Consider the following 11,994-nt stretch of genomic DNA (forward strand, 5'->3'; position numbering starts at 1 on the left):
AAGCACTTTTTCTTGAAGGTGTTTTAAATGTATTTCAATTTTAAATTTATTATTATGGGAGGTGAAGGTTCTATGATGGCTGCTAATAATTCGTTAATAGCGAATAGGAGCCTTTTGGCTAAAAGGAAAGAAAATAAGGCGCTCTCTGGAAGTTATGAAGGTGTTGAAATAGCAACATTTCCAAAAGCAACTGAAAAGGAGTTAGCAGTACTGCGTGAAAAATTAAAACAAGAACGAAGGCAAATGAGAATGAGACAAGCTTATGTGTTTATTGGTGTTATCGTTCTGTTTGTCATTTTTGTTGTATTGTTATTTTAAATGTCATAAGATGCCTTTTGTAGAATCCATGTTAAGTGTCCTAAGAAGCAATAAATCTATAATGCTAGACAAAAGCAAAAGATTTAGAAAAACGTTAGGATACAACAATGAACCTAAAAAGCAACAATTCAATTTTCCCAAGGCGACGCCCAAAGAACTGCTATTGATTAAAGAAAGAATAAAAAAACAACGAAGGCAAATAAGGAAAAGAAGATTGTTGGTATTTGCAATACTTCTTGTTGCACTGTATTTCTTATTTGTTTTTAAATGAAAAGACCTAACAGGTTCCAAAAACCTGTTAGGTCTATAAATAATATGTTTTAAAAACAATTAAATTAGCTAACGGCCTCTTTAATACGTTTTATGGCTTCAATAATTTGTTCTTGCGAAGCGGCATACGATATACGAATGCAATCTGGGTTACCAAATGCTTCTCCAGTTACCGTGGCTACGTTGGCAGCTTCCAAAAGATATAAAGCAAAGTCTGATGCATTATTAATTACCTTGCCTCCTAGAGTTTTTCCAAAGAATGCAGATACATCTGGGAAAACATAAAATGCGCCATCTGGTACATTGGTTTTAAAACCATCTATGTTGTTCAATAAATCCAGGATTAGGTCGCGACGCACTTTAAACTCATCTACCATATATTTAATGCGATCTGGTGATTCGTTAAGTGCTGTTATGGTAGCACGTTGTGCAATACAGTTTGTGCCTGATGTAATTTGCCCTTGCATTTTAGTACAGGCTTTGGCTATCCATTCAGGAGCTCCTATATAGCCTATACGCCATCCCGTCATAGCAAATGCTTTGGCAACACCATTTACTGTAATGGTACGATCGTACATACTAGGTATGGCGGCAAAGCTAAAGTTTGGCGTTCCGTAGTTGATATGCTCATATATTTCATCCGAAAGGATATAAATATTTGGGTGTTTTTCTAATACTTGAGCTAAAGCACGGTATTCGGCTTCGGTGTAAATGGTGCCACTCGGATTGTTAGGTGAGTTAAAAAACACCATTTTTGTTTTTGGGGTTATGGCTGCTTCCAATTGTTCTGGAGTGATCTTGAAATCGTTTTCAATATTGGAAGGAATCTCCTTAAAAGAAGCCTCACATAATATGGTAATAGCTGAATAACTTACCCAATACGGTGCAGGTAACAGTACTTCATCTCCAGGGTTTAAAAGTACTTGCGCTACATTGGCAATAGATTGTTTGGCTCCCGTAGAAACAACAATTTGGTTTGGTGCATACGTTAAGTTGTTGTCGCGCTTAAACTTTAAACAAATGGCCTCCTTAAGCTCACCATAGCCATCTACCGGAGTATAAGAATTGTAATTTTCGTTTATGGCATTTATGGCGGCATCTTTTATAAAGTCTGGGGTGTTAAAATCTGGTTCTCCCAAGCTTAAACCGATTATATCTTTGCCTTCAGCTCTTAATTCCCTAGCTTTTGCGGCCATAGCCAATGTTGCAGAAGCAGGTATGCTGTTGATTCTGTTAGAAAGTAAATCCTTCATTAATGATTAAACTGTTAAATTAGACTTGTAAGGCAGGTTTCATACCCATTTCCCTTAAATGCTTAAAGTGGGCAATTATGGCCTTACGTGTGGTTTTATATTCGTTATAGGGTAAGTTAAATTCTTTAGCGGTTTCTCTAACTATTTTAGAAATATTAGTATAGTGAATGTGGCTAATATGCGGGAAAATATGATGCTCCACTTGGTGGTTTAAGCCGCCCGTAAACCAATTCACGATTCTATTTTTTGTGCTAAAATTAACTGTGGTTTTAAGTTGGTGAACTGCCCAAGTGTTTTTCATGGTGCCATCTTGTTCTGGTTGGGGCATTTCTGCATCTTCCATAACATGGGCCAATTGAAATACAACACTTAAAATTAGACCTGCCGTGTAGTGCATTATAAAAAAGCCTAGTAATATTTTCCACCAAGCGATATCTAAAAAGACCATAGGTATTACAATCCAAATGCCAACATAAATAAGTTTTGAAATAACCAATTTGCTCCAGTTCCACACTGGGTTTGGAAATTTACCATAAGACAACTTGCGCTTCATATAGCGTTTCATTTGTTGCCAATCGGTAGTAATAGCCCAATTAATGGTAAGGAGGCCATATAGTAACACCGAATAGTAGTGTTGAAATTTGTGGTACCATTTCCATTCAGAATGTTCGGTGAAACGTAATATACGACCCGCGTCTAAATCTTCATCATGACCGTGTATATTAGTATATGTGTGGTGTAAAACATTGTGTTGTACTTTCCAATTGTATACGTTACCGGCTAAGATATAGATGCTGCTTCCCATGAGTCGGTTAACCCATTCTTTAGTAGAATAAGAACCATGGTTACCATCGTGCATCACATTCATGCCAACACCAGCCATACCTATACCCATAACAATGGTTAATAATAATTGTGCCCAGCCTGGTATATCTAATGTGAGAATTAAAAAATAAGGGGTTAAAAACAAAGAAAACATAATGATGGTTTTAACCCATAATTTCCAGTTTCCTGTACGTTTAATATCGTTTTCCTTAAAGTAATCGTTAACACGTTTGTTAAGTGTTCTAAAAAATTTTGCAGAATCTTTTCTGGAAAATGAAAGTGATCTATTAGTCATGCTATTAATTTTTTTCGAATTTAACAAAATGTTATATGTTAAACTCTGCGCAAAGATAGGTATAAACGAACTTAACTAATAATGTTTTTAGGCAAAAAAATGCACATAAAAAGTATATTTTTGTTGAAAATTTAACAGACATGGACCTTATTCTAAAATATTTCCCACACCTTACCAATGAGCAAATGGATAAGTTTAGAGCACTTGAAACGCTATATCAAGACTGGAACTTAAAAATTAATGTGGTATCGCGTAAGGATATAGACGAACTGTATTTACGTCATGTGCTACATTCACTCGGAATTGCTAAAGTCGCCCAATTTAAAAGGGGTAGCCGTATTTTAGATGTAGGTACCGGAGGTGGCTTTCCAGGCATTCCACTAGCTATAATGTTTCCAGAAAGTGAATTTCATCTGGTTGATAGTATTGGAAAAAAGCTTAAGGTTGTTAATGAGGTCGTTGATGGCCTAGGGCTAACCAATGTTAAAACAACGCACAGTCGTGTTGAGGATATAGCAGGAAAATACGATTTTATTGTAAGTCGTGCTGTTGCAGCCATGCCCACTTTTGTGCATTGGATTGAGGGCAAAATTGCAAAACATCAAAACCATGAATTGAAAAATGGTATTTTATATTTAAAAGGTGGTGATCTTACCGAAGAGCTTAAAGGCTATAAAACAACTTCTATATATAATTTAAGTGATTACTTTTCTGAAGATTTCTTTGAAACCAAGAAAGTGGTACACTTGCCTTTGTGAAGCTCATGCCGTTTTTTGAAATCTTCAAATAATAATTCTTATTACTTTCAATATATAACAATAATTAAGAGCGGTGTAGTACTTGTTTGTTAATTAGTCTCTTACTTTTTTTATTAGCACAAGTTTTTAGGTAGGTGTTTTCTTATTCGAATCGATGAACGGTCTAAAAAGTGTATTTTGTCGAATATTTTGTACTTTTTATCGATGTTTTTTTTAAAATAGTTCTATGTTTGCTCCGTAAATTGTTATAAACGAACCTTATGAAATTTCTATCTCTCTCAAATTTCAGCCTGTTAGGCATTGTTTTTTGTTGTTTTCTTTTTCCATTAAATGGCTATTCGCAAAGTGATATTCAAGTTGAAATTGTTGGCGGTCAGGTTGTATATGAATATGATATTATTAGTATAACTGCCGGAAATGCCTTGTCCTTTAGAATAAGGAATATAGCCACTGGAGGGGGGAAATGTGCAAACTTAAAAGTTGAAGACATTACATTAGATCCATCTACAGGATTTGAGTTAAGTCATGAAACCCTTCCAAAAAACATTAAACCCGAAGCGTGTAGAAATGGAGATAAGTATACAGATTTTACGATAACCAATATTAGTGGTGGGTGCGATAATAGTACTTTGGTAACCATTGCTTTAAATGGTAATAATGGTGATTTTACTTTCGAGTTTACATTATCAGGATCGCCAGAAATAAATGTGTTGGGAGGTTCGCCTTATTCTGATATTGCTCATGGTTCTACAGTAACAACTGCTACCAACGGAACTTATTTTGGGGTTGTTGATGAAGGCGCTACTGTAACACGAAACTTTATTGTAGCTAGTACTGGGAGCTGTGCTTTAGATGTTACTTCAATATCAAGCTCGCTTAGCGACTTTTCTGTGGTGTCCAGTGTGTTATTGCCTGATGATTCATCAGCTACTTTGCCAGAGAGTATTAACCCGGGATCGTATATTGTTTTTACCATTAATTTTACTGGCCCTATAGGAGGTTCAGGGACTTTAACCTCTACGATTAGCATTTCAAATTCAGATAATACAACATTTACTTTTGATGTAAGCGCTGAAATGTTCGATTTTAACATTCCTGGTCCTGGTGGAGTAACTGCAGAGTTTAGGTTATGGTTAAAGTCAACACGAGGTGTTACAACCTCTGGGAACAGTGTGACCGATTGGTTGGATCTGGGTTCCAATGGGAAAGATGCGACAACAGTTTCGGGTAAGGAGCCAACCTATTTAGATACTGCTACCGATAATATCAATTTTAATCCAGTTGTAAAGTTTGAGAACGATGGAGGCAGTACAGAACAATACATGTATAACAATTCCAATGGCTTTTATAGTCAAGACATTTTTGTAGTTATGGTTCCAGATGCAACCATGAGTAGTACCTCTTCCAGAAATGCTATTTTTGCTGGGGTTGATTCTGGGAATACAGGTGATATGACAGGCATTGGTTTTGGAGATTACTCCTCAGAGTTTACTAATGAAACGTTGTCGTATAATCAAGACATTCCAGGTGGGGGTAGTTATAATGGTGTGGCAGAAATAAACAGTTCCTATGCTAATGCAGGAATAATCAATATTAGAAATAACGATGCGACATCTCCAACAGGTCAGGATATTTTGTATAATTCTAATTTGTTAACCACGTCTACAGTTAATGATGTGTCTTTTGAGAATGTTGGTTCGATTGATACGGATCCCGAACCCGATATTATTCTTGGGACAGAATATTGGATTGGTAAAAACCTTGATATAACAGGAAGTTTAAATGGTCGCATAGCTGAAATATTTACGTTTGCCGAACGTGTTACAGATGCCGATCGCCAAAAAATAGAGTCTTATTTAGCCATAAAGTATGGCGTTACCTTAGGAGCCTCTACCGAAGCAGAAAAAGATTATATTAACTCCTTTGGGACTTCCGTTTGGGATACATCTGCTAACTTAGGATTTAATTATCATGTAGCTGGAATTGGCAGGGATTCCATTTCAGATTTAAACCAAAAACAATCAAAAACATTAAATACTTCAGATGAAGTAACCATTGGCCTAAATGGTATATTTTCTACCAATAGTGCCAATGTTAACGAGTTTAAAAAAGATGGCGATTTTTTGGTTTGGGGGAGTAATGACGATGCCTATAGTGGTTCTAGTGCCAATACGGTAACCTTGGCAACCGGTATCACTACTAGTTTAACTAGGATAGATAGACAGTGGAAGATTGTCGAGTCGGTTGAAGATGCGTCAGGAGACGTAGAAAATGTATTTGTTTCCATTCCATCATCAGTATTTAGTAGTTTTCCTTTAGGTGCTGATGAAGCATATGCATTGGTAGTGGCCGATAATGCCAATTTTGCTAATAGCCATATTATAGATGTTGTTCCCTTAAAGTCTGATGGAGCATCCAATCTTCAAACTTGGTACGATTTTGATGGCACTAAGTATTTCACCTTTGCGAAAGTTTCGAAATTATCTGAAAACCATAGTGTGCATATTGACTCTGGCGATTATTTAGTAGGGGATTATAGTTTGAATTTGAATATTAATGAGTTTACCATTTCGGCTTGGGTAAAGGCAGACGCTTCTCAAACTAGTACGAGAACCATTATGGCCAAAGGCGATAAATTTCAATTAAGGCTAAATAGTTCCCATCAGGTAGAAGTCATGATGGATGATGATGTAACACCCAGATTTACCACTGCAATGGCACTAAATGATAATAAATGGCATCAAATAACCTTTGTCTATAATAGCGGTACCATTTTTTTATATGTTGATGGTGTTTTGGATAAGTCAGAACAAAATGTTGTAGCGCCATCCCTAAACTATAATTGGTTTTCAGTTGGGGCACTTTATATCGATAAGAGCAATATAATAAATCCGTTTTTGGGCGATATTGATGAAGTATATATTTGGGATCAAGGATTAAACGAAGATCAGGTAAGGTATCTTTTAAATCAGGAAGTTGAAAAAGGTGTAGGAGATTTTGTTAGTGGTAAAGCATTGCCACAGGCTTCATCAAGTAATGAGGTGTCTGCAGTTTCTTATAGTAAGTTAAAGGCTTATTACGATTTTAATTCATTTTATGGATCTACTGTTGAAGGATTGAGCGATGCCCAAAATTTTTTAAGACTTAAATATTTAGCCAAAGATAAAGCTATGGTCGATACGCAAAGTATCCCCGTGCCATATCAATCTGTTGCAAATGGTGAATGGGGGAGCTCAAGTACTTGGAGCGGTGGTGCATATCAAATGATGCCCAATGCGTTGAGTTTGGATGGTACAACTTATATTGATTGGAATATTGTTGAGCTTAATCATGATATAAGTTCAGGAGATAAAGATATAACCGTTTTGGGTTTAAAGCAAAATTCGGGGACGCTTACCATTGCAGATCCAATAGTGACTTCCCCTATTGAGGAAAACGATGGACAAGGTTTGCGTATTACCCATTATTTAGAAATAGATGGTGTCATAGACTTGGTGGGTGAGTCGCAGCTCATTCAAGACGAGGGAAGCATTTTAGATGCAGATAGTGGAGGTTACATTGAGCGTGATCAACAGGGAACAGCAAACAGTTTTAATTACAATGATTGGTCTTCTCCAGTAGGGCCTATTGCAGGAAATATAAGTACAAGAGGAACCGGAGTTGCTAAAACAAATGCCAACTATACACTATCAGGTGTTCTAAACGATGGGACAGATTCTGCATTATATCAAGCGATAACGTTTAATAGTGCATTCGATGCTGCAGATTTAGACACGCCATCGTCTCCTGTAACCATAAGTACACGTTGGCTTTATAAATTTTATGGGTTAGCTAGGGATACTGGTTCATGGGCAAGGATTTCAGAAAATACTCCATTGCTTCCTGGTGAAGGGTTTACGATGAAGGGCACTTCTGGATCTGTTGATGTTAGCACCAGTCAGAACTACGTTTTTAAAGGTTTGCCCAATAACGGCGATATAACTTTGGCATTGGATAAATCGGCTGGAGATGTAGATCGGTTGGTAGGAAATCCATATCCGTGCGCCATTGATGCTAACGAGTTTATCTTGGATAATATCAAATCTACAGAAACAATAAACGGTGAGATAGGAAGGAATACTAATAATGTTATAAATGGGGTATTGTATTTTTGGCATCAATTTGGGCAAGCGAATTCCCATAGATCATCCGACTATGTTGGGGGCTTTGCGACCTATACTTTAATGGGGGGGGCAGAAGCTTATTCTACTGCCGATAATTCGTCGTTAGGTGAAGGGGGCGGTAAAGTGCCTGAAAAATATATTCCAGCCGGTCAAGGTTTTTTTGTGAGTACACTTTTGCCGTCAGGGGTAAGCGGTTCAACAACCACGGTTGAAGGGGGAACCATAACCTTTAAAAATAGCCAACGTGTTTTTGTACGTGAAGGCTATACTGGAATTAATGATGGCTCCCTGTTCTTTAAGACAAGTACCAAAACTAAAAAAGAACAAGCACAGAATAGTCAGGATAGTCGATCTAAAATTAGGTTAGAGTTTAACTCGCCTTCTGGTTATGTTCGAAAATTACTTATTGGTGTAGATGGGAATGCAACCGATGATTTCGATTTTGGGTATGATGCGCCAATGATAGATGTTAATAAAAATGATATGTATTGGCTATTAGGAGATAGTGAGTTTGTTATTCAAGGGGTTTCTAGTCTTGGAGCTTCTAAAGCATTTCCTATTGGCATTAAAGTGGATGAAGCAGGAAAGGTTTCGGTTAAATTAGCAAATACAGAGAACATAGAAGCTGATTTTGATGTCTATATATTGGATAACGAATCTAACGAAACCTTTTTAATTAATGATAAACCTTTGGATGTTTATTTAGACCCTGGTACCTATAACGACAGGTTTAAACTGGTTTTTCAACCCAGTATTCAGAATTTAAAGGCTGCAAACCAAAAAACTTTGGGCTTGTCGATGAGCTATAATGCCCATGACACTAAACTGAATATAATTAAAACATCGTCTAATTATAATATTAAAACGATAAGCCTGTATAATTTAAATGGAAGTAAGGTGGCCTATTTGAAAGTAAATAAGCCATTAAAACAAAATGCTATCCATGTTCAAAAAGGGATTTATATTCTTGATATAAAAACAGATAGAGGTTTCATTAGAAGAAAATTAGCACTAAGGTAGTTAAAGGGTATTAAGTTCTTCTAGACTATTCTTGAAATAGTAGTATTGTTTGGTGTACCAGTACGATTTAGAAAATAGCTCAAGAGTATCTTTATTGGTATCCAATCCAATGGCAGATTTTGCTTTGTTGAAATAGATTTTAGCTTGTTGTGCATCTTTGTTTTTAAGGTAAGCCATAGAAAGACCTAATAAAGCATCGTAATCTTGGGAATCGAATTTTAAAGCTATTGAAAAATCTTTAATGGCATCTTCGTATTTTCCTAGGAATAAATTGGAAGCTCCTCTATAAAAGAAAAGAAAGGGGTTGTCCTTATTCAATCTGATAGCGGTATTTAAATCGGCCCGTGCTTTTTGGTAATATCTTATATCTAAAAATAAGGTGCCACGATCAAAAAAAGCATCAGAATCGGGATTTATTAATATGGCTGTAGAGTAGTCCTTTATGGCGTTTTTATAATCTTCCAATGCTGTATAGGCCGCTGCCCTAAGTGTATAAGCAATTTGAAGGTCTGGTATAATTTTGATTAGGGTACTAAAATCGGCAATCGCATTTTTATATTCGCCCAAATCGTACTTGGTGCATGCCAAACTGTAACGGGCATCAATAAAACTTTTATCCAAGGCTATGGCTTTTTCGTAATCGGCTTTAGCCCCTTGTAAATCTTTTAAGTTGAATCTGGAATTGCCCCTGTTAAAATAGGTGTCGGCATCAGGTTCAACAAGTATTATTTTCGAGTAGTCTACAATGGCCCCTTGATAATCGCCAGAATCGTTTTTAGCAAGACCGCGGTAAAAATAGGCGTCTAAATTGTCGGGTTCTAAAGCAATGACTTGATCCAGTAATTGGATTTTTTCTTTTAAATCGGTAGCCCTTAAAGCCTGTCTGTAAAATTTATTGGCTTGCCCAAAAGACAATAAGGGTATTATGGCTAGTAATGTGAAGAGTAATTTTTTCATTAGCAACTTTTGAACAAAAAACATGCCGTATTTTTGAGAACTAAAGTTAGGATTATTTTTTGTTATAAAGGAAATGAAAATGAATTAATAGAAAGTTTTAGGTTTTAATGGCTTAAGGCGTTTAAAAATAAAAATGGACAAGATTTAAATGATTTTAAGTCTTTTTGAAGGCGAAGATCTATTTAATGAAGATCTATTTAATATGGTTTTGGAGGGTGTTCGTTTAACAATATGATAAGTCATCATTTTAATGACTTATGTTTAACGTTAAACGAAGGTGTTTGAAAAATTTAACTTAACTTTTACAGAAGTTGCAAAACTTAATAAAACAAAGAGACTACCTAAGTTAAGATAGTCTCTTTTATAAATTTATGGTTTATCGATTAAGAGGTTCCTTTTTCAGAGGAATTCTACTCTCCCAAAAACGGATAACGATAATCGGTTGGAGTTACAAAAGTTTCCTTGATTAATCGTGGTGAAACCCAACGCAATAAGTTTTGTGCACTTCCTGCTTTATCGTTGGTTCCTGATGCTCTTGCACCACCAAACGGTTGTTGTCCAACTACAGCTCCCGTAGGCTTGTCGTTAATGTAGAAATTACCGGCACTGTTCTGTAAAGCAGTAGTTGCCTCGGTAACGGCATATCTGTCAGTCGCTAAAATAGCACCTGTTAAAGCATATTCACTAGTTTCATCAACTAGCTTTAATGTTTCAGTATAGGCATTGTCTTCATACACATAAATGGTAATTACTGGTCCAAACAACTCGGTACACATGGTGGTATACTTGGGATTGGTGGTTACAATTACCGTAGGTGCTATAAAATAGCCTTTGCTCTTGTCGTAGTTGCCGCCAGCAATAATTTCGGCATCAGCATCTGCTTTGGCTTGGTCTATATATTTCGCTAACTTATCGAAAGACCCTTCGTGGATTACTGCAGTAATAAAATTACTCATATCCTCGGGAGACCCCATTTTAAATGAGTTGACGTCTTCTATAACATAATTTTTTACATCGCCCCATAAACTTTTTGGAACATAGGCTCTAGACGCCGCGCTACATTTTTGGCCTTGGAATTCAAACGCTCCACGAACAATAGCTGTAGCTACCTGTTTTGGTACAGCCGTTTTGTGAGCCACTATAAAATCCTTACCGCCAGTTTCACCAACAATTCTTGGGTATGTTTTGTAGTTATGGATGTTGTTGCCTATTTGTTTCCAAAGTTCCTTAAATACAAATGTTGATCCTGTAAAGTGTAATCCTGAAAAGTCTGGACTTGCTAAAACGGTTTCGGTGATCATAACTGGGTCGCCAAAAACTACGTTAATTACACCGTCGGGAACACCAGCTTCTTTAAAGACATCCATAATGACTTTAGCAGAATAGATTTGGCTGTCGCTAGGTTTCCAAACCACTACATTGCCCATTAAGGCCATGCACGAAGGTAAGTTCCCGGCAATAGCCGTAAAGTTAAAAGGGGTAACCGCATAGGTGAATCCTTCTAATGGTCTGTATTCCACACGGTTCCAGGAATCACTGGTGCTTTCAGGTTGTTCCGCATAAATATCGGTCATATACTGTACGTTAAAACGTAAGAAGTCTATCAATTCGCAAGCAGAATCAATTTCGGCCTGGTGAATTGTTTTCGATTGGGCTATCATGGTAGCCGCATTTATTTTGGCGCGGTATGGCCCTGCAATTAGCTCGGCTGCTTTTAAGAAGATGCCTGCACGTTGCTCCCATGGCATTTGGCTCCATGTTTTTCTGGCTTCCAAAGCCGTAGCAATAGCTTCCTCAACATGTTTTTTTTTAGCGAGGTGGTAAGTGCCTACAACATGCTGGTGGTCATGAGGCGGAGACATGGTTCTGGTGTTGCCAGTTTCAATGTCTTTACCGTTTATATATAGTGGAACATCAATTGAGCTGTTAAACATGTCTTTGTATGCTTTTAGTACGGCATCACGTTCAGGTGAGCCCGGAGCATAACTTTTAACAGGTTCGTTAACCGCTATAGGTACATTAAAGAAACCTTTTCCCATAATTTGTAAGTTTTATTATTGAATTTTCAGTAAATAGGATGCAAAATTACGAATTTTAAAATCAATTATGGGTAATAGATTTTTCAAATAAGGGTG

The 11,994-nt window shown here is 36.8% G+C and carries 7 protein-coding genes; 3 read left to right on the forward strand and 4 right to left on the reverse strand.

The features are described from left to right. The first annotated feature begins 27 nt into the window (after nucleotides 1–27). Entirely contained in the window at nucleotides 28–318 is a 291-nt protein-coding gene (locus MR062_RS01600; protein ID WP_242202301.1) for a hypothetical protein, read from the forward strand. Between the two features lie 335 nt (nucleotides 319–653). On the opposite strand, the gene MR062_RS01605 is transcribed toward MR062_RS01600, so the two are convergent. Further along, a complete protein-coding gene (locus MR062_RS01605; RefSeq protein ID WP_242202302.1) occupies nucleotides 654–1,841 on the reverse strand; it encodes a pyridoxal phosphate-dependent aminotransferase in 1,188 nt (395 codons plus the stop codon). A gap of 19 nt (nucleotides 1,842–1,860) precedes the next feature. Further along, on the reverse strand, nucleotides 1,861–2,961 hold the full coding sequence (locus tag MR062_RS01610) for a fatty acid desaturase family protein (protein WP_242202303.1): 1,101 nt from the start codon (nucleotides 2,959–2,961) through the stop codon (nucleotides 1,861–1,863). Between the two features lie 140 nt (nucleotides 2,962–3,101). Between MR062_RS01610 and rsmG the strand changes: the two genes are divergently transcribed. Further along, nucleotides 3,102–3,719 carry a 16S rRNA (guanine(527)-N(7))-methyltransferase RsmG gene (rsmG, locus tag MR062_RS01615; RefSeq protein WP_242202304.1) on the forward strand — a complete coding sequence of 206 codons (618 nt, stop codon included), beginning with the start codon at nucleotides 3,102–3,104 and terminating at the stop codon, nucleotides 3,717–3,719. Between the two features lie 260 nt (nucleotides 3,720–3,979). Continuing rightward, nucleotides 3,980–8,902 carry a LamG-like jellyroll fold domain-containing protein gene (locus MR062_RS01620; RefSeq protein WP_242202305.1) on the forward strand — a complete coding sequence of 1,641 codons (4,923 nt, stop codon included), beginning with the start codon at nucleotides 3,980–3,982 and terminating at the stop codon, nucleotides 8,900–8,902. Here the strand turns inward: MR062_RS01620 and MR062_RS01625 are convergent, their stop codons facing one another. Continuing rightward, the gene (locus MR062_RS01625) at nucleotides 8,903–9,859 is read right to left on the reverse strand and encodes a tetratricopeptide repeat protein (RefSeq protein WP_242202307.1); all 957 of its coding nucleotides are present in this window, start codon (nucleotides 9,857–9,859) and stop codon (nucleotides 8,903–8,905) included. Between the two features lie 410 nt (nucleotides 9,860–10,269). Beyond that, on the reverse strand, nucleotides 10,270–11,898 hold the full coding sequence (gene pruA / locus MR062_RS01630) for an L-glutamate gamma-semialdehyde dehydrogenase (RefSeq protein ID WP_242202308.1): 1,629 nt from the start codon (nucleotides 11,896–11,898) through the stop codon (nucleotides 10,270–10,272). Between the last annotated feature and the right edge of the window lie 96 nt (nucleotides 11,899–11,994).

This window comes from Aestuariivivens insulae, from assembly GCF_022662195.1.
GTDB lineage: Bacteria > Bacteroidota > Bacteroidia > Flavobacteriales > Flavobacteriaceae > Aestuariivivens > Aestuariivivens insulae.